This window comes from Shewanella aquimarina (assembly GCF_023349185.1).
Classification (GTDB): Bacteria; Pseudomonadota; Gammaproteobacteria; order Enterobacterales; family Shewanellaceae; genus Shewanella; species Shewanella aquimarina.
In genome coordinates, this window is record NZ_JAKIKY010000009.1 from 90,370 (window position 1) to 113,689 (window position 23,320).

At 52.2% G+C, this 23,320-nt stretch carries 24 protein-coding genes; 23 read left to right on the forward strand and 1 reads right to left on the reverse strand.

Annotated elements, in window-relative coordinates; all coding sequences use genetic code 11:
• Positions 1-58 precede the first annotated feature (58 nt).
• Positions 59-766: a flagellar basal body P-ring formation chaperone FlgA gene (gene flgA, locus L2731_RS12390; protein WP_249253404.1), complete on the reverse strand. Its 708-nt coding sequence runs from the start codon at positions 764-766 to the stop codon at positions 59-61.
• Between the two features lie 210 nt (positions 767-976).
• Between flgA and L2731_RS12395 the strand changes: the two genes are divergently transcribed.
• The 23 genes from L2731_RS12395 to fliE all read left to right on the forward strand — a co-directional run bounded on the left by L2731_RS12395 (position 977) and on the right by fliE (position 23,265).
• Positions 977-1,897: a chemotaxis protein CheV gene (locus tag L2731_RS12395; RefSeq protein WP_249253405.1), complete on the forward strand. Its 921-nt coding sequence runs from the start codon at positions 977-979 to the stop codon at positions 1,895-1,897.
• A 137-nt stretch (positions 1,898-2,034) separates the two neighbouring features.
• Complete coding sequence (locus L2731_RS12400; RefSeq protein WP_052813781.1) at positions 2,035-2,874, forward strand: CheR family methyltransferase; 840 nt, start codon at positions 2,035-2,037, stop codon at positions 2,872-2,874.
• 199 nt (positions 2,875-3,073) lie between these two features.
• Positions 3,074-3,472, forward strand: a complete 399-nt coding sequence (flgB, locus tag L2731_RS12405) for a flagellar basal body rod protein FlgB (RefSeq protein ID WP_041510618.1) — start codon at positions 3,074-3,076, stop codon at positions 3,470-3,472.
• Between the two features lie 2 nt (positions 3,473-3,474).
• Positions 3,475-3,894, forward strand: a complete 420-nt coding sequence (gene flgC / locus L2731_RS12410; protein ID WP_041510619.1) for a flagellar basal body rod protein FlgC — start codon at positions 3,475-3,477, stop codon at positions 3,892-3,894.
• A 10-nt stretch (positions 3,895-3,904) separates the two neighbouring features.
• Positions 3,905-4,687 (forward strand): flagellar hook assembly protein FlgD, encoded by a 783-nt coding sequence (gene flgD, locus L2731_RS12415; protein WP_249253406.1) that lies wholly within the window; start codon positions 3,905-3,907, stop codon positions 4,685-4,687.
• Between the two features lie 63 nt (positions 4,688-4,750).
• Positions 4,751-6,112, forward strand: coding sequence for a flagellar hook protein FlgE (gene flgE / locus L2731_RS12420; protein WP_041510621.1), 1,362 nt, complete (start codon positions 4,751-4,753; stop codon positions 6,110-6,112).
• A gap of 199 nt (positions 6,113-6,311) precedes the next feature.
• A complete protein-coding gene (flgF, locus tag L2731_RS12425) occupies positions 6,312-7,055 on the forward strand; it encodes a flagellar basal-body rod protein FlgF (RefSeq protein WP_041510622.1) in 744 nt (247 codons plus the stop codon).
• 10 nt (positions 7,056-7,065) lie between these two features.
• Positions 7,066-7,854: a flagellar basal-body rod protein FlgG gene (gene flgG / locus L2731_RS12430; protein WP_011865151.1), complete on the forward strand. Its 789-nt coding sequence runs from the start codon at positions 7,066-7,068 to the stop codon at positions 7,852-7,854.
• A gap of 9 nt (positions 7,855-7,863) precedes the next feature.
• Positions 7,864-8,538 carry a flagellar basal body L-ring protein FlgH gene (gene flgH / locus L2731_RS12435; protein WP_249253407.1) on the forward strand — a complete coding sequence of 225 codons (675 nt, stop codon included), beginning with the start codon at positions 7,864-7,866 and terminating at the stop codon, positions 8,536-8,538.
• Between the two features lie 11 nt (positions 8,539-8,549).
• The gene (locus L2731_RS12440; protein WP_041510623.1) at positions 8,550-9,641 is read left to right on the forward strand and encodes a flagellar basal body P-ring protein FlgI; all 1,092 of its coding nucleotides are present in this window, start codon (positions 8,550-8,552) and stop codon (positions 9,639-9,641) included.
• Between the two features lie 47 nt (positions 9,642-9,688).
• Positions 9,689-10,681: a flagellar assembly peptidoglycan hydrolase FlgJ gene (gene flgJ, locus L2731_RS12445; RefSeq protein WP_249253408.1), complete on the forward strand. Its 993-nt coding sequence runs from the start codon at positions 9,689-9,691 to the stop codon at positions 10,679-10,681.
• A gap of 64 nt (positions 10,682-10,745) precedes the next feature.
• Positions 10,746-12,662, forward strand: coding sequence for a flagellar hook-associated protein FlgK (flgK, locus tag L2731_RS12450; RefSeq protein ID WP_249253409.1), 1,917 nt, complete (start codon positions 10,746-10,748; stop codon positions 12,660-12,662).
• Positions 12,663-12,673: 11 nt separating this feature from the next.
• Positions 12,674-13,858, forward strand: coding sequence for a flagellar hook-associated protein FlgL (flgL, locus tag L2731_RS12455; protein ID WP_249253411.1), 1,185 nt, complete (start codon positions 12,674-12,676; stop codon positions 13,856-13,858).
• 87 nt (positions 13,859-13,945) lie between these two features.
• Entirely contained in the window at positions 13,946-14,767 is an 822-nt protein-coding gene (locus tag L2731_RS12460) for a flagellin N-terminal helical domain-containing protein (RefSeq protein WP_041510626.1), read from the forward strand.
• A gap of 234 nt (positions 14,768-15,001) precedes the next feature.
• On the forward strand, positions 15,002-15,820 hold the full coding sequence (locus L2731_RS12465; protein ID WP_041510627.1) for a flagellin N-terminal helical domain-containing protein: 819 nt from the start codon (positions 15,002-15,004) through the stop codon (positions 15,818-15,820).
• Between the two features lie 104 nt (positions 15,821-15,924).
• On the forward strand, positions 15,925-16,314 hold the full coding sequence (locus L2731_RS12470) for a flagellar protein FlaG (RefSeq protein WP_041510628.1): 390 nt from the start codon (positions 15,925-15,927) through the stop codon (positions 16,312-16,314).
• A 29-nt stretch (positions 16,315-16,343) separates the two neighbouring features.
• A complete protein-coding gene (gene fliD, locus L2731_RS12475) occupies positions 16,344-17,717 on the forward strand; it encodes a flagellar filament capping protein FliD (RefSeq protein ID WP_239850052.1) in 1,374 nt (457 codons plus the stop codon).
• A 27-nt stretch (positions 17,718-17,744) separates the two neighbouring features.
• On the forward strand, positions 17,745-18,065 hold the full coding sequence (locus L2731_RS12480; RefSeq protein ID WP_239850053.1) for a hypothetical protein: 321 nt from the start codon (positions 17,745-17,747) through the stop codon (positions 18,063-18,065).
• Positions 18,066-18,071: 6 nt separating this feature from the next.
• On the forward strand, positions 18,072-18,482 hold the full coding sequence (fliS, locus tag L2731_RS12485; RefSeq protein WP_011865162.1) for a flagellar export chaperone FliS: 411 nt from the start codon (positions 18,072-18,074) through the stop codon (positions 18,480-18,482).
• A 266-nt stretch (positions 18,483-18,748) separates the two neighbouring features.
• Positions 18,749-20,182 carry a sigma-54 dependent transcriptional regulator gene (locus L2731_RS12490; RefSeq protein ID WP_011865163.1) on the forward strand — a complete coding sequence of 478 codons (1,434 nt, stop codon included), beginning with the start codon at positions 18,749-18,751 and terminating at the stop codon, positions 20,180-20,182.
• 157 nt (positions 20,183-20,339) lie between these two features.
• Entirely contained in the window at positions 20,340-21,428 is a 1,089-nt protein-coding gene (locus L2731_RS12495; RefSeq protein ID WP_249253412.1) for a sensor histidine kinase, read from the forward strand.
• Positions 21,421-22,764 carry a sigma-54-dependent transcriptional regulator gene (locus L2731_RS12500; protein WP_249253413.1) on the forward strand — a complete coding sequence of 448 codons (1,344 nt, stop codon included), beginning with the start codon at positions 21,421-21,423 and terminating at the stop codon, positions 22,762-22,764. Before L2731_RS12495 ends, L2731_RS12500 begins: the two co-directional genes overlap by 8 nt.
• A gap of 168 nt (positions 22,765-22,932) precedes the next feature.
• Entirely contained in the window at positions 22,933-23,265 is a 333-nt protein-coding gene (fliE, locus tag L2731_RS12505; protein ID WP_041510635.1) for a flagellar hook-basal body complex protein FliE, read from the forward strand.
• The last annotated feature ends 55 nt before the right edge of the window (positions 23,266-23,320 follow it).

A 23,320-nucleotide genomic window follows, 5' to 3' on the forward strand; every position in this document is an offset into this window, starting at 1 on the left:
CTTTAGGATAAAGTTTCAAAAAACAGTATAAATTTTTGCGCGTCAAAGGTCATCAGGATCACATCCTGACTTCCACCTCGCCAATGCCTGTCACATGTGCATCAACTGTCTTGTTGGAGCGGCTATTGCGCACCCGTATCTTATCGCCAAGGTTACCATCTTTTAACGCTTCACCGTTGGTTTTTATCTCGAAATTCTCGGATCGCGCATAGATGGCAACGATATCTCCCTTGCAGACAAAGCAGAGGTTACCGGCAAACAAAGGCTGATTGGCTGGGATTCTTCGCTTCACCCGGGTGCCAGTCACCGCCGCTGGGTCATCAAATTGCTGGCCCCTGAGTTGATTCTGCTCGATATAGTCGAGGCGAATTTGATCCAGTTCGATGAGATCGTCGGGCCCCAAGGTCTGATTAGCGACCACCACAGGGAAGAGCACCTCGACACGAACCGAAATATAAATCTGCCAGGGGTAGTCGAGAGCTGGGCTATCACAGCTGATCTTAACCGTGTTGTTTTTACTGATGGCTCGGTCGCTGGCGATTTCCGCCTTAGGCTCACCCAAACAGGCGGGGGGCTTTAACCGGGTATCCAGGCTTTGGGGGGTAATAATGACCTTGGCGTCCTGGGGTAAGACAATTTTTTCCTGTACTGCCTCTGTAGCTAATCGCGCTATGGTCGATACAGAGGGGACACTGGTCGTCTCCGCCGCCTTTAAGGGCAGAGAGATGAGTAACAAAAACAGAAAATATGCAAAATTTACTTTCATAATGAATTGACTAGCTTGATTAGCCAGATTACACCTATACTTCGTTTGAAGCGCCAAGGCTTTGCCATTTTTTTGTGAGAAATGAGTGTCATAAATTTGACAAAGTAAAGGTCTGGTTGTCATATAACTAGATAAAGCAATTAGTATGCCTATACTCATATTTACCATGGGAACGGCTTCGCATTCACCCGACAACAGGGCAAAGGCATTATGTCGAGTATTCTTGAATCAGTTAACAAACGCACCCAACTCGTAGGACAAAACCGCTTAGAACTATTGCTGTTTAAATTAAACGGGCGGCAAAGGTTTGGTATTAACGTATTTAAGGTGAAAGAGGTACTGCAGTGCCCGCCGCTGACCGGTCTGCCTAAGCTCAATCCTTTTGTGAGAGGCGTGGCCCATATTCGCGGCCAGACGATTTCGGTGATCGACCTCAGCGCGGCTACCGGCGGTAGACCGATTGAAGATACCGAAGGTTGTTTCATCATCATCTCAGAGTACAACCGCAGTGTGCAGGGCTTCCTGGTTAAGTCGGTCGAGCGCATCATCAACATGAATTGGGAAGCCATCATGCCGCCGCCGCAGGGGGCGGGCCGTTACTCTTACCTGACCGCGGTGACCGAGATTGAAGGCGAGCTGGTGGAGATCCTCGATGTTGAGAAGATCCTCGATGAGATCTCGCCGGTCAAGACCCAGATCAGTCAAGAGGTCGACGAGCAGCTGACCATCGACAGGGAGCGTCATTATCACATCATGGTGATCGACGACTCGGCCGTGGCGCGCAAGCAGATCATCCGTGCCCTCGAATCACTGAGCCTGCAGATAGATACCGCTAAAGATGGTCGTGAGGCGTTAGATAAGCTGGTGACAGTCGCCGCCGAGATGGATAACGTGGCCCATGAGATCCCTCTGATCATTTCTGATATCGAGATGCCAGAGATGGATGGCTATACCCTGACGGCAGAGATCCGCGACAACCCGAAATTGAAAGACATTAAGGTGGTGTTACATACCTCGCTTAGCGGCGTATTTAACCAGGCCATGGTCGAGAAGGTGGGGGCCAATGACTTTATCGCGAAATTTAATCCTGATGAATTAGCGGCAGCGGTGAATAAACATCTTAGTTTGTAATTTGTACTAAGTTGGGCCTGAGCCTAAATTTGGTAAGTTTAGGCTTGTATCAGTGAGTTAGCTAATGTATAACGCTGACCTCTGCAACGCTTGCTATAGTGTATGTTGTAGCCTGTTTTCTTTTTTGATATTGGGATATCAAGGTGCCGAATAAATCACTTGCCGAAGCCGAGTACAACCAATTTAAATTATTTCTGGAACAACACAGCGGTATTGTGTTGGGCGACAATAAGCAATATTTGGTTCGTAGTCGACTCGCGCCTCTGATGGGGAAATATAATCTTCCCTCATTATCTGAAGTGGTTAAACATTCGATGAAGCCCACCGAGCGGCAACTTCGTGCCGAGGTGATCGACGCCATGACCACCAACGAGACCCTGTGGTTTCGCGATCGCTATCCCTTCGAGCTGTTAGCCAATAACCTCTTGCCCGAATATGCCCGCTTGGGGCGTCCGCTGAAGATCTGGTCGGCCGCCTGTTCGTCGGGGCAGGAACCCTATTCGTTGGCCATGACTATCTTGGAATACCAGCAGCGTAAGCCTGGCGCCTTGCCCGGCAGTGCGACTATTCTGGCTACTGATCTCTCCCCCTCTATGTTAGAGCGCTGTAAGGTTGCCGAATATGACAACCTTGCCCTGGGTCGTGGCTTGTCCGATGAGCGCAAACGTCAGTTTTTTGAACCCACGGGCACTGGCTCCATGGTGGTGAAGCCCAACGTCAAGCGTCTGGTGAATTTCAGGGCGCACAACCTGCTCGAGAGCTATACCTTGCTGGGTAAGTTCGACATCATCTTTTGTCGTAACGTGCTTATCTATTTTGCTCCTGAGGCAAAGGCCAAGATACTGCGGCAATTTGCTGCCGCCCTAAATCCCAAGGGCATACTGTTTCTGGGGGCATCCGAGTCGATTGCCGGTTTGACCGATGAGTTTGACATGGTCAGGTGTAATCCGGGTATCTATTACCAGAAGCGGACCTGATGTACTTGCTAGGGCGCAAGTTTAGCCAATTAAAGTGCTAACTCTCTGAGTTCGCTATCAAGTTTCAAATGCCAGCAATCGCTGGCATTTTTTATGCCTTGCATTTCTATCGCGCACCTATCTGTGCAAGTTACCCAGAGTCGATTTTATTGGCACAAGTATTGCTTTGTTTATGACATTCGTGTGTGGAGGCAATTTTATGGCGATTAGTTTCGATAAGGCATTGGGGATACATCAGTATACCTTGGGAATACGATCGGCGCGGGCCGAGGTGATCTCGTCGAATATCGCCAATGCCGATACCCCTCATTACAAGGCGAAAGACCTTGATTTTGATAAGGCGCTACAGGCGGCGCGCACGGCCCAAGGCGGGCTGGCGATGAGCCGTAGCAACGAGAAACACTTCGACTTGGCGGCGCTTTCTCAGCAACACATTAGTTATCGGGTGCCAAATCAGCCCGATACCGGTGATGGCAATACGGTGGATATTCAGCAGGAACAGTCTGAATTTATGCAGAATGCGCTCGAATATCAGATGTCGTTAGGTTTTCTTGACGGTAAGTTTTCCGGCCTGAAAAAAGCCCTTAAAGGAACGTAATCATGAGCCTTTTTAATATCTTCAATGTGGCAGGCTCCGGCATGTCGGCCCAATCGGTGAGGCTGAATACCACTGCCAGTAATATCGCCAATGCCGATTCGGTTTCTAGCAGTGTGGATAAGACTTATCGCGCCCGCCATCCGGTTTTCGAGGCCGAGCTGGCCAAGGCCAGTCATCAGCAGCAGACCAGTCAGGCGGTAAAGGTGGCCGGTATCGTCGAGAGTGACAAGCCGTTGCAGAAAGAGTATTCGCCGGACCATCCGTTAGCGGATGCCGATGGGTTTATTTATAAGCCAAATGTCAATGTGATGGAGGAGATGGCCAACATGATCTCGGCGTCTCGCTCCTATCAGATGAACGTGCAGGTTGCCGATGCGGCAAAGTCTATGCTTCAGCAAACCTTACGCATTGGCAATTCCTAGGGGGTAAGTCGTGAGCCTAGTTAATCCATTAAATAATCAGGTTGCGCCAAACAGTTCGACCCAGAGCGCCAAGTCGGTGACGCCTCAGGCATCGAGCAGTCAGACAACCACACAGACCACGGGAAATCCTTTTCTCGACAGCATGCGTCTGCAAGAGGAGTCTTCGATTCCTGAGGCCAAGAGCCAGGAGCTGACCCAGGAGGATTTCTTCTCCTTACTCAGTCAGCAGTTGTCGATGCAAGATCCGTTTAAGCCGGTGGATAACGACCAGATGATCGCTCAGATGGCATCCTTCTCTACCGTGGATGGCATCACTAAGCTCAACGAGGAGATTGTCAATCTTAATACTGTGATGACCTCGAGTCAGGCGTTGCAGGCCTCGGGATTAGTGGGGCAGAAGGTGTTGATCCCATCGGATACCGGGCATATTTCGGCGGAAGAGCCTGTGCTGAAGGGGGTGATCAGTACGCCAGAGCCTATCGAGTCGATAACCGTGCGTATCGAAGATGAGAAGGGGCAGCTGGTGAAGACCTTCACCGTGGACGGCAGTGATGGCGGCAACATAGATGTGTCCTGGGATGGACTGGATAAGGATGGGGAACCCGTTGCCAGCGGTAATTATTCGATTAAGGCATCGGGCAAGGTAGATGGTAAGAGTGAAGATTTAGCCGTATCGACCTACGCTCACGTGACGAGTGTTTCGCTGGGAACGGCAAGTACCGGCGCAATTCTCAACTTGAGAGGCATAGGCGGTATCAAACTCGGTGATGTTCTGGCCGTGTCTGAAACCTAGACAAAGCAGAGCGTTAGGGCAGTTAGGTCCAGAACAGATAACAAATTTTTAGTGAGGTGATTTATGTCATTTAACATTGCATTGAGTGGTATCGCGGCGGCGCAAAAAGATCTCAATACCACGGCGAATAACATTGCCAACGTCAATACCACTGGCTTTAAAGAGTCGCGCGCCGAGTTCGCCGACGTGTATGCCAGCTCTATATTTGCTAACAGTAAGACTACTGTCGGTGGCGGTGTTACCACGGCTCAGGTGGCTCAGCAGTTCCAGCAGGGCAGCCTGCAATTTACCAGCAACGCGCTGGATATGGCGATCAATGGCGGTGGCTTCTTTGTCACCTCATCAGAAGTGGGCTCGCAGGATCTCTCCTACACTCGCGCCGGTGCCTTTAAGGTGGACGCCGACAGCTACCTGGTTAACTCGGCCGGTGCCTATCTGCAGACCTTCCCGGTCGATAAGGATGGTAACTCGACCTCGGTGAGTCTCACCACCACCCAGCCGGTGAAGATCCCTGATACCGCGGGTAGCCCGCAGAAAACCGACAACATCGGCATTCAGATGAACCTCAATGCGGGTGAGTCTACTCTAGATCCGGCTAACTTTAATCCTAACGATCCAGACACTTACAACAATTCGACGTCGGTCACCATGTATGACTCACTGGGTGAGCCCCATATTCTGACAACCTATTTCGTGCGTCCACCCCAGGCGGCCTATACAGGTACCAGCAACTGGGTGGCCTTCTACGCGGTAGACGGTAAGCAGGTCGATCTTGCAGGCGCCGCGGGCACCTATGGTCGTGATACTACGGGTGACGGTGTGGCCGACTCTAGTGGTACGGCGGTTAATTCCAGCGGCTGGAAGGGCTCAGTGCTGTCGTTCAACGACACAGGTGCCTATATAGGTAGTGATCCTGCGGTGATCACCACAGAGACGCTCGGGGTCAGTGGCGCCAACGTGTTAGGCCCTGGTACAGACGGCAGCCAAACGCTAACCCTCAACTTCAACAGCCCGACCCAGTACGCTTCACCGTTCGAGGTGACCGAGCTGAGTCAGGACGGTACTACCGTTGGTCGTCTGACTAACGTGGAAGTGGGCGCCGATGGTTTGATCAACGCCAGCTACAGCAATGGCTCAACCGTGCCGCTGGCCCGTGTCGCCCTGGCGCGCTTCTCAAACGAGCAGGGACTGACTCAGGTGGGTAATACCGCTTGGAAGGAGAGCCTGGATTCTGGTCCGGCACTGGCGGGTGAGGCCAACAGCGGTACCTTCGGTAGCATTCGTTCCTCGGCGCTTGAGCAGTCAAACGTGGATCTGACCACAGAGCTGGTGGACCTTATCTCGGCTCAGCGTAACTTCCAGGCTAACTCGCGTACGCTGGAGGTTAACAATACCCTGCAGCAGACGGTACTGCAGATCCGTTAAGCCGACGCTTAGTGGAATTCGTGAAATGTGTTGCCCTGGCGGCAACACATTTCCGCTTCACTTGCCGCTTAGCCTTTCCTCCCTTCGCTTCATTTCTATCTGCTTGATTTAAGCAGTCTAACCAAATCCATTGCTTGGCATGATGTTTGCTTTGTTCTGTTATTAGACAGTTTTAGTTGAAACATTGACGGAGCAGCAAGTGGATAAATTACTCTATGTCGCCATGAGTGGCGCCAAGCAGAATATGCATTCGCTGGCAGTGCGTGCCAACAACCTTGCCAACGCCAATACCGACGGCTTCAAGTCGGATCTTGAGCAGGCCAGATCCATGCAGGCCTTTGGCGAAGGCTTGCCGACGCGTGTGTTTTCCATGACAGAGAACCCGTCGGCCAACTTTGCCGCCGGCCCCATCAAGACCACGGGCCGGGATCTCGATATCGCGGTGAAGGGCGATGGTTGGATAGCCGTGCAGGCCGTCGATGGTAGCGAAGCCTACACCCGCTCTGGCAGCCTGAGTTTCGATACCTCGGGTCTGCTGCGAAACGATAGAGGCAACCCCATTATGGGAGATGCCGGCCCCATCGTACTACCGCTTCCTATCGAGAAGGTCGAGATTGCCCAAGATGGCACCATCTCGGTCAGACCGCTTGGCTCCACCGCCGAGGTGATCGAGGAAGTTGGCCGCATCAAGTTAGTCAACCCTGGCAATCAAAACCTGATGCGCGGCGAGGATGGCCTGTTCCGTCAAATGTCTGGCGTGAATGCCGCGGCCGACCCCAATGTTGCGGTGGAGAGTGGGGCTATTGAGGGCAGCAATGTCAATGCCGTCGACGAGATGGTCTCTTTAATCGATCTGCAGCGTCAGTTTGAGATGCAGGTCAAGATGATGAAAACCGCCGAAGAGATGGATCAAGCCTCTTCGTCATTAATGCGCATTAGTTAGGAGATAGATTATGCATCCGGCGTTATGGATTAGTAAGACTGGCTTAGATGCCCAGCAAACAGATATCTCGGTGATCTCCAACAATGTGGCGAACGCGAGCACAGTTGGATACAAGAAGAGCCGAGCCGTCTTCGAAGACCTGCTCTATCAAACCGTCAACCAGGCGGGGGGGATCAGCGCCTCTAACACTAAGCTACCCAACGGCCTGAACATAGGTGCGGGTACCAAGGTGGTGGCGACTCAGAAGATGTTCACCCAGGGCAATATGCTGACCACAGATAACTCACTGGATCTGATGATCGAAGGTCCGGGTTTCTTCGAGGTGCAGCTGCCCGACGGCACCACAGCCTATACCCGCAACGGTCAATTTACCTTGGACGATACCGGGCAGATAGTGACCCCGGGTTCGGGTTATGTGCTGCAGCCAGCCATCACCATCCCTGATGATGCCACTAGCATTACCGTCTCTGCAGAAGGTGAAGTGTCGGTAAAGACCCCTGGTGCTGCGGAAAACCAGGTGGTTGGCCAGCTGAGCATGTCAGACTTTATCAATCCGAGCGGCCTGGACCCTATGGGGCAGAACCTCTATCTGGAAACCGGTGCCAGCGGCACGCCTATTCAGGGCACGGCTTCACTGGATGGCATGGGTGCCATTCGTCAAGGGGCGCTCGAAACCTCCAACGTTAACGTGACCGAAGAGCTGGTGAACCTGATCGAGAGTCAGCGTATCTACGAGATGAACTCTAAGGTGATCTCGGCCGTCGACCAGATGCTCTCTTACGTCAATCAGAATTTGTAGAGGTTTGATATGACTAAGTCACTTGTCTTGGGGGTTGCGCTGGCGTTGGTGGGCTGTGCCTCAACCAACCAGAAGCCGATCGCCGATGATCCCTATTATGCTCCCGTGTATCCCGAGGCGCCACCGACCAAGATCGCCGCCACGGGCTCCATGTATCAGGACAGTCAGGCCTCAAGCCTCTATTCGGACATCAAGGCGCTTAAGGTTGGCGACATCATTACCGTGATCCTGCAAGAGTCAACCAAGGCTAAGAAGAGCGCCAACAACGAGCTAAAGAAGGGCTCAGATCTGACGCTGGATCCCATCTATGCCGGTGGCGGCAACGTCACCATCAGCGGCTCGCCTATCGATCTGCGCTACAAAGACAGCATGAACACCAAGCGTGAATCAGACGCCGACCAGAGTAACAGCCTGTCGGGCAGCATATCGGCCAACGTGATGCAGGTGCTGAATAACGGTAACCTGGTGATCCGCGGCGAGAAGTGGATCACCATCAATAATGGCGATGAGTTTGTCAGGCTCACCGGCATAGTACGCTCGCAAGATATCCGTCCCGACAACACCATAGACTCTCAGCGTGTGGCCAATGCCCGTATTCAGTACAGCGGTACAGGTACCTTTGCCGACGCGCAGAAGGTGGGTTGGTTGAGTCAGTTCTTTATGAGCGACTGGTGGCCCTTCTAAGGAGCGATGCCATGAAGATGAAAATAATATTGGCCTGTGCCCTGATGGTGTTTTCAAGCGTCAGCTCGGCCCAGCGCATCAAAGATATCGCCAACGTGCAAGGGGTGCGTAGCAACCAGCTGATTGGCTATGGTCTGGTGGTTGGCCTGCCGGGCACAGGCGAGAAGACACGTTATACCGAGCAGACCTTTAAGACCATGCTGAAAAACTTCGGTATCAATCTGCCCGATAACTTCCGTCCTAAGATCAAGAACGTCGCCGTGGTGGCGGTGAGTGCCGACATGCCCGCCTTCATTAAGCCGGGGCAGACACTGGACGTGACCGTATCAAGCCTGGGTGAGGCTAAGAGCCTGCGCGGCGGCACACTATTGCAGACCTTCCTCAAGGGGGTCGACGGCAATGTTTACGCGATTGCCCAAGGCAGCATGGTGGTCAGCGGCTTCAGCGCCGAAGGGCTCGATGGCTCTAAGGTGATTCAAAATACGCCGACCGTGGGTCGTATCCCCAATGGTGCCATCGTCGAGCGTACCGTGGCGACGCCATTTTCCACCGGCGATCATCTGACCTTTAATCTGCGCCGCGCCGATTTTTCGACGGCAAAGCGTCTCGCCGATGCTATCAATGATCTCCTGGGCCCAGGGATGGCTCGTCCACTGGATGCCGCCTCGGTGCAGGTGAGCGCGCCGCGAGATGTCTCCCAGCGAGTCTCTTTCCTGGCGACGCTGGAAAATATCGAGGTGGAACCGGCATCTGAATCGGCCAAGGTGATCGTCAATTCTCGTACCGGCACCATAGTGGTGGGCAAAGACGTGCGGCTACTTCCTGCGGCGGTGACCCATGGCGGCCTGACGGTAACCATCGCCGAGGCGACCCAGGTGTCGCAGCCTAATCCGCTGGCAGGTGGCAATACCGTGGTTACCAGCGACAGCACCATAGATGTGTCCGAAGAAGACAACCGCATGTTCCTGTTCAACCCTGGCACTACCTTAGATGAGTTGGTCAGGGCGGTGAATCTGGTCGGCGCCGCACCTTCGGATGTATTAGCAATCTTAGAAGCGTTAAAGGTGGCAGGTGCTTTGCATGGTGAGCTTATCATCATCTAAATTTTGTCGCAGGCGAGTTAGTCGTCGCCAAGGCATCGGGACTCAACATGGATAAGCTGTCAAACGCATCGCATTTCTTGGACATAGGGGGTCTGGACTCCCTACGTGCCAAGGCGCAGAAAGATGACAAGGCGGCGCTTAAAGAGGTGGCGCAGCAGTTTGAAGGCATCTTCGTGCAGATGTTGATGAAAAGCATGCGTGATGCCAATGCGGTGTTTGAGTCCGATAGCCCCATGAACAGCCAATACACCAAGTTTTACGAGCAGATGCATGATCAACAGATGTCGGTCAATCTGTCGGACAAGGGGATGTTGGGTCTTGCTGATCTCATGGTGCAGCAGCTCTCGCCGCAGACGAGTCAGCTAACGCCGGCTTCCGTGCTGCGGGGCGGCATGGAGAGTCAGGTTACAAAGTCGGCGCCTAAGCCATTTGCTGCTAACGGTGCCGACGGTTCTGAAAAACCAATGCTACAGATACTCGATGAGGTGATGAGCGGCAAGGTCTTGCCGTCCCAGGCGCCAACCGGGGTGGCAAATCAAGGTTTTGAGAGCCGTGAGGCGTTCGTCAAGGCTGTCTACCCTCACGCCGAGCAGGCGGCTAAGGCCCTGGGCACTCGCCCCGAGGTATTGATTGCCCAGTCGGCACTCGAGACGGGGTGGGGACAGAAGATGGTGCGCCGCGCAGACGGTCAGCCCAGCAATAACCTATTTAACATCAAGGCCGATCGCCGCTGGGAAGGCGAGCGTGCTGGCGTGAGTACCCTGGAATTTGAACATGGGGTTGCGGTGAAGCAACGCGCCGATTTCAGGGTGTATCAAGATATTAAACAAAGTTTTGACGATTTCGTCTCTTTCATTTCCGAAGGCGCTCGTTATCAGGATGCGATGGAGAAGGCCGCCAACCCTGCCGCCTTTATCCGTGGCCTGCAGGATGCCGGTTATGCCACAGACCCTGATTACGCAGACAAGGTGATCAAGGTGATGCAGACGGTAACTCAAGCCGTAAATAAAGAGCTCGGCGCCGGCATGCTTGGCAAGTGATGAGTGGGGAGTGATAAGTGATGAGTGCGCAATTTGAAGCAAATGCAACAAGAGGTGAAGCATAATGTCGATGGATCTGCTTAATATCGCCCGTACCGGCGTGCTTGCCTCACAGTCGCAGCTGGCGGTAACCAGTAACAATATCACCAATGCCAATACCCAGGGTTATCACCGTCAGGTCGCCGAGCAGTCTAGCCTGGAATCCCAGCGCCTTGGCAACAGCTTCTATGGCGCTGGTACCTATATTACCGACGTGAAGCGGATCTATAACGAGTATGCCGCGCGCGAGCTGCGCATTGGTCAGACGGCGCTGAGTCAGGCGCAGACCACACAGACCAAGACGAGCGAGCTCGACCAGCTGTTTTCTCAGATAGGTAAGGCTGTGCCTCAGAGCCTTAACGATCTCTTTGCCGGACTCAATAGTTTGGCGGATCTGCCTGATGATATGGGCATTCGCGGTAGCCTGCTGGGCAATGCCGATCAGATAGCCAAGGCGCTTAATCAGATGCAGTCGCAACTCGATGGTCAGATGAAACAGACCAACGATCAGATCTCGGCCGTGACGGATCGCATCAACGAGATCAGCTCTGAACTTGGCCACATCAACCAGGAGCTGATGAAGTCTCAGGGCGCCGACATGCAGCTGCTCGATAAGCAGGACGCCCTGATCCAAGAACTCAGCGAATATGCTCAGGTAAATGTGATCCCGCTAGAATCGGGTGCCAAGAGTATCATGCTCGGCGGCGCCGTGATGTTGGTCTCTGGTGAAGTCTCGATGCAGATGGGATCGACCACTGGTGACCCTTATGCCGGCGAGCTGCGCATTACCACCACGGCAGGCGATCAGACCTTAGTGGTCGACCCTAGCAAAATGGGTGGCAGTCTAGGCGCCTTGTTCCAATTTCGCGACGAGACACTGATCCCGGCGCAGCTGGAGATGGGTCAGCTGGCGTTGGGGATTGCCGACAGTTTTAATCAGGCTCAGGCGGCAGGTTTTGATCTTAACGGCCAGGTGGGTAGCGACCTATTTCTCGATATTAACGATCCTGCCATGTCAGTTGGCCGCGCCGGTGCTTATGAGAACAACACGGGCAATGCGGCCTTAAGGGTAAACATAGATGATGTAAATGCCCTGTCAGGTGGCAGCTATGAGCTGACCTTTACCGCGCCGGCCACCTATGAGCTTAAGGATCTAGACACAGGCACCGTGACGCCACTTACCTTAAATGGCAGTCAGTTGACCGGTGGTGACGGCTTTAGCATCAATATCGATTCTGGCGCCATGGCCTCCGGGGACAGATTCGAGATCCGTCCGACATCGGGCGCCGCAGCTGGCATCAAGGTGGTGATGACAGATCCCAAGGAGATAGCCGCCGCCGCGCCTAAGATAACCCAAGATGCTGCTAATTCTGGCAATACCCAGGTGAAGCTGGTGAGCATAGATAATCGCAGCGCAGCAGGTTTTCCCCTAACCGGCAGCGAGCTGACTTTTGAGATTGATACCGCGGCAAATACCTTCGAGGTGTTCGATGCGGCGGGCAACTCTCTCGGCGCCCCGGCAGCCTTTACGCCGCCATCTATCAGTGCCTATGGCTTCACCTTCGAGTTGGATAGCAGCGCACCGGCCACAGACAGATTTACCTTCGATCTCAGCTTCGCCGAAGGAGATAACACCAACGCAGTAGCCATGGCTAAGCTCGCGGAAACCAAGCTGATGAACAGTGGCGGCTCGACCCTTGCGGATGTGTATGAAAATACCAAGTTGCAGGTGGGCGGTAAGGCAAAGGCGGCCGAGGTGGCCTTTGGTTCGGCCGAAGCCGTTTATTCCCAGGCCTATACCCGGGTGCAGAGTGAGTCGGGCGTAAACCTAGACGAAGAGGCCGCCAATTTGATGCGTTTTCAACAGTCTTATCAGGCATCGGCCCGGATCATGACCACGGCCACAGAAATTTTTGACACCCTCTTTAGTTCGGTGAGATAGGAGCCTTAACTATGCGGATCTCAACGGCGCAGATGTTTCAACAGAACATCAACAGTGTGCTTAACAAGCAATCGGCGACCAGCAAGATCATCGATCAGATTGCCAGCGGCAAGAGGGTGAATACTGCTGGGGACGACCCTGTGGCTGCTATCGGTATCGATAACCTGAATCAGCAGAACGCCCTGGTCGATCAGTTTATGAAGAATATCGACTATGCCACCAACCGTCTGGCCTTGACCGAGAGCAAGCTCGGCACGGCAGAAACCCTAACCGGCTCGGTTAGAGAGCAGATCCTGCGTGCAGTGAATGGCAGCCTGTCGGATTCTGAGCGGCAAATGATTGCCGATGAGCTTAAGGGTACATTGGAGGAGCTCGTTTCGGTGGCCAATACCAAAGATGAATCGGGCAACTATATGTTTTCAGGTTATGAAACCGGTAAGCAGCCCTTTGCATTTGATGCGGCCGGTAACGTGGTCTACAGCGGTGACAGTGGGGTGCGCGAAGCCATAGTGGCATCTGGCGTCACCCTAGGGACGAATATCCCAGGCGATCAAGCCTTTATGAATGGACCTTCCGGCCTTGGCGACTTTAGCGCCAATTATTCGACGGGTCAGGTAGGAGATTTTCGGGTGCTGAGCGCTACTAACAGTAACCCGGCCGCACTCGATACATATAGCTTTACCATGAATGGTACAACCCTTGAGGTTCGAGATTCGTCCGCGACTCTGGTCACGACGGTTCCTGGTTTCGATGCCGCCGATCCTATTAGCTTCAGCGGTATCGAGGTGAAACTCGATGGCCAGCCTGCCCCTGGGGATACCTTTAGTATCACGCCGCAATCCCAGGTGAGCGTCTTCGATACCATCAGTCAGGCAATCACTCTGCTCGAAGATCCTAATAAGGTGAATACTCCCCAAGGTAAAGCTGAGTTGGCACAGATGTTGAATAATATCGATAGTGGTGTCAATCAGTTGAGCATTGCCCGGGGAGAAGCCGGTAATAGCTTGAAGCAGATTGAGCGTTACAGTTCGACCCATGTGGAAGAGAAACTGGTGAACAGTTCGGCGCTCTCAATGCTGGAAGATTTGGATTATGCCTCGGCGATAACTGAGCTCGAGAAACAACAGTTGGCCTTAAATGCCGTATCGAGTGTGTTTAGCAAAGTCGGGTCGACGACACTTTTTGATTATATCTAAACGGGCTCAGGCCTTTGACAAACTTAACTTCTAATTTATTAGCCAAGCTCAACGTCTTGGCAGTGCAACCAAGAAGAGGAAAACACAATGGCTATTAATGTTAATACCAATGTCACATCGATGAAGGCGCAGAAGAACCTAAATACTTCTTCTCAAAACCTGGCAACCTCAATGGAGCGTTTGTCGAGCGGTCTTCGCATCAACAGTGCGAAAGATGATGCTGCGGGTCTTGCGATCTCGAACCGTCTGAACTCTCAGGTTCGCGGTCTTGAGGTCGGTATGCGTAATGCTAACGACGCTATCTCTATCGCGCAGATCTCTGAAGGTGCGATGCAAGAGCAGACCAACATGCTGCAGCGTATGCGTGATCTGTCGATTCAATCTGAAAACGGCGCCAACAGCACTGCCGACTTACAAGCGTTGAAAGATGAGATGGACCAGCTTGCAGAAGAGATCACGGCGATCGGTAACAGTACTGCCTTTGGTAATACCAAGTTGCTGACGGGTGAGTTTTCTGCCGGTAAGCTGTTCCAGGTAGGTCACCAGGATGGTGAAGATGTCACTATCTCTGTGGGTACGTTGAACGCCGGTGTATTGTCGGTGAACAGCCTTACTGTGTTAACCTCAGCTGGCCGAGATGCTGCCATCGGTAAGATTGATGCGGCTATTAAGGTGATTGACACTCAGCGCGCCAAATTAGGTGCGGTGCAAAATCGTCTGGCCCATAACATCAGTAACAGCGCTAACACCCAGGCCAACGTTGCCGATGCTAAGAGTCGTATCGTGGATGTAGATTTCGCTAAAGAAACTTCGACCATGACCAAGAATCAGGTGCTGCAGCAGACAGGTTCTGCCATGCTCGCCCAGGCTAACCAGTTGCCTCAGGTTGCCCTGTCACTACTGGGTTAATGCCTCTGGGTTAGTCGACAAGAAACGGTGCAGACTAGTTTTTGCACCGTTTTTGTTACTTTTTCGCGCGTTAAGCTATTGATATATAACAGCTATAAAAAATAGCCTATTTTTTATAAAAAATTTTCTAAAGATCGAAAACCCTCTGCCGCTAAATATACTGTAACCCAGTAAGACCGGCCTGGCTTAAGTAGACAGGCTTAGTTTTAAGCCAGGTATAAAGAGGAATCGATTATGGCTATTACAGTAAACACTAACGTAACATCTCTAAAAGCACAGAAAAACCTAAATGCTTCTAGCGGCAACCTAGCGACCTCTATGGAGCGTCTATCAAGTGGTCTTCGCATCAACAGTGCGAAAGACGATGCTGCCGGTCTTGCGATTTCGAACCGTCTGAACTCTCAGGTTCGTGGTCTTGAAGTTGGTATGCGTAACGCTAACGACGCTATCTCTATCGCGCAGATCTCTGAAGGTGCAATGCAAGAGCAGACTAACATGCTGCAACGTATGCGTGACCTGACTATCCAGTCTGAAAACGGTGCGAACAGCGCAGATGACTTAGCCGCTCTGAAAGCTGAAATGGATCAGCTGGCCTTAGAAATCACCGAAATTGGTAACAACACTGCATTTGGTAACACCAAGCTGCTTGATGGTTCTTTCTCAGCAGGTAAGAGCTTCCAGGTTGGTCACCAAGACGGCGAAGATATCACTGTTAAGGTGGGCACTTCAGATGCGACCTCTCTAGGTGTTAATGCTCTGACTAACGCGACTTCTGCAAACCGTGGTTCGGCTCTAGCAGCTATCGATGCGGCAATCACCACTATTGATACACAGCGTGCAGAACTTGGTGCGATTCAGAACCGTCTAGCGCACAACATCAGCAACAGCGCTAACACTCAGGCTAACGTAGCCGACGCTAAGAGCCGTATCGTAGACGTGGATTTCGCGAAAGAAACCTCTGCTATGACTAAGAACCAAGTGCTTCAGCAAACCGGTTCAGCTATGCTAGCTCAAGCTAACCAGCTGCCACAGGTTGCCCTATCACTACTCTAATAGAGTAATGGGTTAGACCGAGTTTGATGAAGATAAGGGAGGTTCGGCGACGGATCTCCCTTTCGTGATTTTAAGGATAAATTAACGAAGTAGAGGTACAGGTCATGGATATTAATACCGTTAATTCATCGAATGCTACAGCTGCTAAAATTGATATAGGCATGACGCCCGTTAAAGCAAATGCGGCAGAGGATGTGGAATTAGCTAAAGGTTCGATAAAGGCAGTCGAGCAGAGCAATCAAGCCGAAGCGGCAGAGGCCGAAGAGCAATCGCCAGAAGCTATGCAGAAGCTGGTCGAAGAGATGTCAAATATGATGTCTGTGATGCGCAAGGGATTAGCCTTTAAGATTGACGAAGATTCTGGCACAAATATTGTTAGCGTTATGGATATTGATTCGGGTGATGTTATCCGTCAAATTCCAAACGAAGAAGCATTGAAGTTGGCGCAGAAACTTTCTGAAGTCACTGGATTATTAATGAAAACTGAAGCTTAAGCTTCAGCCGGCGTTGAGTAGAGGTAGTTATGGCATTAACAGCAACAGGCATAGGTTCAGGGCTTGATATCAACACGATTGTGGGGGTGCTGGTTGATGCTGAGAAGGTGCCCAAAGAAGCGATCTTCAATAAGACAGAAGACACCATAGATGCGAAAGTCTCTGCCATGGGCTCGCTAAAGAGTGCACTGTCTAGTTTTCAGGATGCGCTTGAAAAACTCAAAGATGGTAGCAGCTTAAACCAACGTCAGGTTTCAACCGGTGACAGTAGCTACTTTACGGCCACTGCCGATAAGAATGCGCAGACGGGTAGCTATAACATAGTGGTTGAGCAACTCGCCCAGCGTCACAAGGTGGCTGGTGCCTTCACGGCCGATGCCAGCGCCGCGGTCGGTGAGGGGAGCTTGGGCTTCACGGTCAACGGCCAAAGTTTCTCGGTCGATGTGGCCGCTGGAGACTCACTATCGGCCATAGCCGATAAGATAAACAGCGCCGATGACAATGTCGGGGTGACTGCTACCATAGTGACCACAGATGGCGGTAGCCGTCTGGTGATCAGCTCAGATACCGAAGGGACGGATAACAACATCAGTGTTACCGCCACAGATACAACTGGTACAGGCCTTAGCGACATGTTTGGCGCGGGCAACTTAAGCGAAGTACAGGCCGCTAAAGAGTCGATTGTCTACATCGATGGCCAGAAGCTACAGTCGCAAACCAATGAAATCAAGAATGCCATTGCCGGTGTGACACTGAATCTCACCGATGCCGATCTTAATAAGACCTCGGTACTTAAGATTGAGTTAGACGAAGACGCCGTAAAAGAAAATGTTCAGGGCTTTGTCGACGCCTATAACAGCCTGATGAGCACCATAGACAAGGTTTCGTCCTATGATGCCGACAAAGAGAAAGCTTCGGCGCTCCAGGGGGATTCGATGATACGTTCGATCGAATCTCAGATGCGCAACATGATCTCTAATCGCATCGATCTGGGAGGCGGACAGTCGGTAGCCCTCTATGATATCGGTATCGAGGCGGATCGCTACGGTAAGCTGTCGGTCGATAGCACTAAGCTGGACAAAGCCATCAGCGAAGATATGAGCAGTATCGAAGGCCTATTTGCAACCGATACGACAGGTTTGGCTAATAGGTTAGATTCCTTGGTCAATGGTTACGTAAAGAGTGGCGGCCTGATCGATTCTCGCAACAATGCCTATACCGCCGATAAGAAGCGCTTAGATGAGCAGCGTGAAGCCTTTTCTCTGAAAATGGAACAGTTACAAGCCCGTCTGTTTAAGCAATTTAATGCGATGGACCTGGTTGTCGGTAAATTAAATCAACAGTCTGCTGGTATCGTTAATGGGCTGAATTCTCTGCCTGGCGTGATTTCTCAGAAGGGCTAATCAATAGTGTTGCAAGAAGGAAGTGCATTGGAGTCTTTAGATAAGTTAAATGAAGACATTACTCAGGTCATGCAGCATCTGGAACAAATACCTGCCGAACAGGAAGATGCTGATGAGTTGGTATCAAATTTGCTTGACTTGGTTGGTCAGCGTCAACTTTTACTCGATAAGGTGCTCGCCTCACCTAAAGAGGAAGACAGGGCCCTATTACAGTCCCAGCTGGAATTGACCAGCAGCTTTACCACGCAGGCCGTAAACCTGTTAAAGCATCGTCAGGAATTACTGCATGTCGGACGTAAGAGTCAGCGCCAACTTAATGTTTACAAGTCTATAGATGCAGAAAGGTAGGTTTTTATGAGAAAGTCACTGCAGTCATATCGCAAGGTGTCTTTAGAGAGCGAAATCTCTGTCGCTTCACCACACCGTATCATTCAGATGATGTTTGAAGGTGCGCTTCAACGATTGGCACAGAGTCGTTATGCAATAGAAAACAATGATATAGAGAACAAGGGTATCTATATCGGCAAGGCCATTGGCATCATTACCGGACTCAACAACAGCCTGAATATGGAAGCAGGGGGCGAGATCGCCAGTAACCTTAGCGACCTCTATGATTTCATGCTGCGTAAGCTCTCTGAGGCCAACATGAATAACGATGTGCAGGCGATCGATGATGTGAGTGAAATCATCCGTACCATCAAGGAAGGGTGGGACGCCATTCCCCAAAATGAGCACCATCTAGCGTCACACACAGAGGCAATTTAATCGTCTCGACTATCTTTCTGAACAACAACTTTTTGTCAGGCGTCAAACGATTGGCGCCTGATGCTTGATACGTTGAGAATTTGCTCTAAAATCAGATGAGTTAGTCAGAAAATGAATCTGATACTTGCTAATGTGCTGCTGATAATACACTATTCCGTGTGATAGTCATTTTTTGGAAAACTGGATTAAAATGATTATCTCGCTTTCGAAGCAACTAACACTAATAATTAATGCGAATAACACTGAGTGCTTTACGGCCTTCTTAAATGATGCAAACAGATCAACGAATTCTACTTGTCGGTAATCAGTCAGAGCGAATTAATCGCTTATCTTGTGTTTTTGAGTTTCTTGGTGAGCAGGTAGAGTTGCTTGCCGTCGACAGACTCGAATCTCGAATGTCGAATACCCGCTATAGAGCACTTGTCATTGCACAAGAGGCTCAATCTAAGACCTTGTTGCAATCTATTGCCACCTCAATGCCTTGGCAACCCATCTTGTTGTTAGGCTCTAATGGCGACGTGACGGCAGGCAATGTATTAGGTTGTATTGAAGAGCCGTTAAATTATCCTCAGTTGACCGAGCTGCTGCACTTTTGCCAGGTGTTTGTGCAGGCTAAGCGTCCGGATATACCTACCAGTGGTAACCAGACCAAGTTATTTCGCAGCCTGGTTGGTCGCAGTGAAGGCATCGCCCAGGTGCGTCACCTGATCAACCAGGTGGCCGGTTCCGATGCCACCGTATTGGTTCTAGGTCAGTCTGGTACCGGCAAAGAGGTGGTTGCACGCAATATCCACTATATTTCCGATCGCCGTGATGGCCCCTTCATCCCGGTAAACTGTGGCGCCATTCCGCCAGAATTGCTCGAGAGTGAGCTGTTCGGTCATGAGAAGGGCTCATTTACCGGCGCAATCAGTGCCCGTAAGGGACGCTTCGAGCTCGCCGAAGGGGGCACCCTGTTTCTCGATGAGATAGGCGACATGCCCCTGCAGATGCAGGTAAAACTGCTGCGTGTGCTACAGGAGCGCGTCTTCGAGCGTGTCGGTGGCAGCAAACCTATCCATACCAATGTGCGCGTCATCGCGGCGACCCATAGAGAGCTAGAGACCATGATCGCCAATGGCGAGTTTCGCGAAGATCTCTTCTATCGCCTCAATGTGTTTCCTGTCGAGATGCCCGCCCTGTGTGAGCGCAAAGACGATATCCCGCTTTTGCTGCAGGAGTTGGTCAGCCGAGTCTACAACGAGGGGCGTGGCAAGGTGCGCTTTACCCAACGGGCGATTGAGTCGCTCAAGGAACATAGCTGGTCGGGTAACGTGCGTGAACTGTCTAACCTGGTCGAGCGTCTCACTATCCTCTATCCAGGTGGCTTGGTCGATGTTAATGACCTCCCCCTTAAATACCGTCATATCGACGTGCCTGAATATCAGGTGCAGGTCAGTGAAGAGGAGCTGGAGCGTGATGCACTGGCCTCTATCTTTAGCGATGAGGTGGCGGTCGATATTCCCGAGAGCCGTTTCCCTAGTGAACTACCACCCGAAGGGGTGAACCTCAAGGACCTGTTGGCCGAGCTTGAGATCGACATGATTCGCCAGGCGCTGGATCAGCAGGACAACGTGGTGGCTCGCGCCGCCGAGATGCTGGGGATCCGTCGCACCACACTGGTGGAGAAGATGCGCAAGTATGGCATGAGTAAGGATTAACTCCGGCTTCGAGCTCTCATTTGCTCATCTCATCTAATAAAGGCCCATTTCTGGGCCTTTGTCATTCCTGACACATAATCCACTGTTAATTATGAACTTTTAGTTGGCATGCTCCCTGCATTAACTTGCTTAGTAGCAAATTATTGACGGAGTGGTTATGGCCGCGAATCCAAAGGTGGCATATACAGCGCAGGCACAGGTAGCTCTGGCTCCTTCCCAAGTCGCGGGCGGCGAGGTGGCAAACGATGCCATCTCCAGCCGCATGGAACATATACTCCAGGCCATGCCATCGGGCGTGGTGATTCTCAATGGCGATGGCATAGTGACCGACGCCAATCCCGTTGCCGTGCAGTTGCTGGGGCAGCCCCTGGCTGGCATGCGCTGGCTGCAAGTCATCAATCGCGCCTTCTCGCCCCAAGATGACGATGGTCATGAGGTATCATTGAAAAACGGCCGCAGGGTAAAGCTGGCTATCACCCCCTTAACCCCTGAGCCAGGTCAGTTGATCGTACTGACGGATCTGACCGAAACCCGACTACTGCAGAAGAACCTGTCTCATCTGCAACGCCTCTCTGCCTTAGGCAAGATGGTGGCGAGTCTGGCCCATCAGGTGCGCACGCCGTTGTCGGCCGCCTTGCTCTACGCGGCTAACTTAGGGAGTCCTAAGTTGACGCAGGCCTCGAGGGAGCGTTTTCAGGGCAAGCTTATCGACAGGCTCAACGAGCTGTCGCAACAGGTCGACGATATGTTGCTGATGGCCAAGGGGCGTCAGCAGGAATTGACCGAAGTCTGCGACATGCAGCAGGTGATGACTAGCGTGATGGCCAACTGCGAACCGATTGCCGAGCGTAAAGGCTGTCAACTGCACCTTAAACTCGATACTCAGCAGCAGTTTAAGGCTAACGCGGCGGCGCTTAGCTCGGCGATCAACAATCTGGTGATGAACAGCCTCGAGGCCGGTGCCAGTCAAATCTGGCTTAGTGCCCAAGATGAGGCAGATTCTATTGCCTTCGAGGTGATAGATAACGGTAAGGGGCTAGACGCCGGCATGCAGGAGAAGGTGTTGGAACCTTTCTTTACCACCAAGTCGCAAGGGACTGGCCTGGGCTTAGCCGTTGTGCAGACGGTTGTTGCCAATCATCAGGGCCGCCTGCAACTCAATTGTATTGCGGGAAAGGGATGTCGCGCCTCGTTTAACCTGCCGGCTGTTGAGGCCGAATCTAGGCTGGAGGTAAGCCATGGCTGAAGCCAAGATATTACTCGTTGAAGATGACGCGGCGCTGCGCGAAGCCCTGGTGGATACCTTGTTGCTGGCACAGTATGAATGCGTCGATGTCGAATCTGCCGAGGCGGCTATCCTCGCGCTCAAGGGGCAGGATTTCGATATGGTGATCAGCGACGTGCAGATGGAGGGGATAGGTGGCCTTGGCCTGGTAAACTATCTTCAGCAGCATAATGCCCAGACCCCCATCCTATTGATGACGGCTTTTGCCACCATAGACAATGCGGTCAGCGCCATTAAACTTGGCGCGGTGGACTATCTGGCGAAGCCCTTCGCGCCTGAGGTGTTACTTAATCAGGTGTCGCGTTATCTCAAACCTAAGCTAATTGAAGATCAACCTGTGGTCGCCGACGAACGCAGTCTGGCGCTCCTGGCGCTGGCGCAGAAGGTGGCCCAGTCCGATGCCTCCGTGATGATCATGGGGCCGAGCGGCTCGGGTAAAGAGGTGCTTGCCCGCTATATTCACCAACACAGTCAGCGGGCTGGTGAGCCCTTTGTGGCGATAAACTGCGCCGCGATCCCGGAAAATATGCTCGAAGCCACCCTGTTTGGTTATGAGAAGGGCGCCTTTACCGGCGCCTATCAGGCCTGTCCCGGCAAGTTTGAACAGGCCCAGGGAGGCACACTCTTGCTCGATGAGATCTCCGAGATGGATCTTGGGCTGCAGGCCAAGCTACTCAGGGTCTTGCAGGAGCGGGAAGTCGAACGTCTCGGTGGCCGTAAGACCATCAAACTCGATGTGCGCGTGCTGGCGACCTCGAACCGTGACCTTAAAGCCATGGCAACCAAGGGCGATTTCAGGGAAGACCTCTACTATCGCATCAATGTGTTCCCGCTGACTTGGCCGGCGCTGCATCAACGCCCGGCAGATATCTTGCCGCTGGCGAGACACTTAGTGTTGCGCCATACCAAGGCTGCCGGTTTAGCCGTGGCGCCAAGCCTAGATGAACAGGCGAGCAGGCGCCTATTGGGCCACAGGTGGCCGGGTAACGTGCGAGAGCTGGATAACGTGGTACAGCGTGCCCTGATTTTGCAGACAGGCGAATTTATCACGGCCAAGGATATCGTTACCGATACCCAGGATGTGATACTTGAGCCCATAGGTGAGAGTGAGAAAGCCAACGAGCCAGAAGGCCTGGGGGATGAACTTAAGGCCCAGGAGCATGTGATCATCTTAGAGACACTCAATCAGTGTAACGGCAGCCGTAAACAGGTGGCCGAAAAACTGGGGATCAGTGCCCGCACCCTGAGATACAAGATGGCGCGCATGCGTGACATGGGGATTCAGATCCCGGCCTGATAGGTTGTGAACCATATAGCCTAGCCCTGTTGCTGGGGCATACCTTTCATCATAAGCCGACACCCAGTAAAAGTGGGTTTGTCGGCTTTTTCTATTTTTGGCAAACATATTGCATTGGTCTGAATAAGAATAGATTTCGTCAATTTCACGACGATAGCGGAGGCCAAGATGCAGATAGGTGCCAATTCATTACTGCAAGAGATGCAGACACTCACGGGCGAGATCAAGCCCAATGGGATCACACCTAATATCACTCAGCAGGTGGCGAACACCAGCGGCAGCGACTTTGGCAGCCTCTTGTCCGAGGCCGTAGGCAATGTCGGCGCGCTGCAGGCCACATCCTCCTCCTTACAGGCACGCCTGGACATGGGCGATACCCGAGTGACCCTGTCCGACACTGTGATTGCCAGAGAAAAGGCCAGCGTGGCATTTGAGGCCACTGTTCAGGTACGTAACAAGCTGGTGGAAGCCTACAAAGAGATCATGAGTATGCCTGTCTAGGCATGGATCCCCTAAAGATTAAGAAAGATAACGGCAGGTATTTATCGTGAGCACA

Excerpts from the sequence above, each read along its gene's own strand:
- flgB (WP_041510618.1), top strand. The coding sequence starts at position 3,074 with ATGGCGATTAGTTTCGATAAGGCATTGGGGATACATCAGTATACCTTG.
- flgH (WP_249253407.1), top strand. The coding sequence starts at position 7,864 with ATGACTAAGTCACTTGTCTTGGGGGTTGCGCTGGCGTTGGTGGGCTGT.
- flgC (WP_041510619.1), top strand. The coding sequence starts at position 3,475 with ATGAGCCTTTTTAATATCTTCAATGTGGCAGGCTCCGGCATGTCGGCC.
- fliE (WP_041510635.1), top strand. The coding sequence starts at position 22,933 with ATGCAGATAGGTGCCAATTCATTACTGCAAGAGATGCAGACACTCACG.
- flgA (WP_249253404.1), bottom strand. The coding sequence starts at position 766 with ATGAAAGTAAATTTTGCATATTTTCTGTTTTTGTTACTCATCTCTCTG.
- L2731_RS12395 (WP_249253405.1), top strand. The coding sequence starts at position 977 with ATGTCGAGTATTCTTGAATCAGTTAACAAACGCACCCAACTCGTAGGA.
- L2731_RS12490 (WP_011865163.1), top strand. The coding sequence starts at position 18,749 with ATGATGCAAACAGATCAACGAATTCTACTTGTCGGTAATCAGTCAGAG.
- flgJ (WP_249253408.1), top strand. The coding sequence starts at position 9,689 with ATGGATAAGCTGTCAAACGCATCGCATTTCTTGGACATAGGGGGTCTG.
- L2731_RS12465 (WP_041510627.1), top strand. The coding sequence starts at position 15,002 with ATGGCTATTACAGTAAACACTAACGTAACATCTCTAAAAGCACAGAAA.
- L2731_RS12440 (WP_041510623.1), top strand. The coding sequence starts at position 8,550 with ATGAAGATGAAAATAATATTGGCCTGTGCCCTGATGGTGTTTTCAAGC.
- flgL (WP_249253411.1), top strand. The coding sequence starts at position 12,674 with ATGCGGATCTCAACGGCGCAGATGTTTCAACAGAACATCAACAGTGTG.
- flgE (WP_041510621.1), top strand. The coding sequence starts at position 4,751 with ATGTCATTTAACATTGCATTGAGTGGTATCGCGGCGGCGCAAAAAGAT.
- flgG (WP_011865151.1), top strand. The coding sequence starts at position 7,066 with ATGCATCCGGCGTTATGGATTAGTAAGACTGGCTTAGATGCCCAGCAA.
- L2731_RS12470 (WP_041510628.1), top strand. The coding sequence starts at position 15,925 with ATGGATATTAATACCGTTAATTCATCGAATGCTACAGCTGCTAAAATT.
- L2731_RS12500 (WP_249253413.1), top strand. The coding sequence starts at position 21,421 with ATGGCTGAAGCCAAGATATTACTCGTTGAAGATGACGCGGCGCTGCGC.
- fliS (WP_011865162.1), top strand. The coding sequence starts at position 18,072 with ATGAGAAAGTCACTGCAGTCATATCGCAAGGTGTCTTTAGAGAGCGAA.
- L2731_RS12495 (WP_249253412.1), top strand. The coding sequence starts at position 20,340 with ATGGCCGCGAATCCAAAGGTGGCATATACAGCGCAGGCACAGGTAGCT.
- fliD (WP_239850052.1), top strand. The coding sequence starts at position 16,344 with ATGGCATTAACAGCAACAGGCATAGGTTCAGGGCTTGATATCAACACG.
- flgK (WP_249253409.1), top strand. The coding sequence starts at position 10,746 with ATGTCGATGGATCTGCTTAATATCGCCCGTACCGGCGTGCTTGCCTCA.
- L2731_RS12460 (WP_041510626.1), top strand. The coding sequence starts at position 13,946 with ATGGCTATTAATGTTAATACCAATGTCACATCGATGAAGGCGCAGAAG.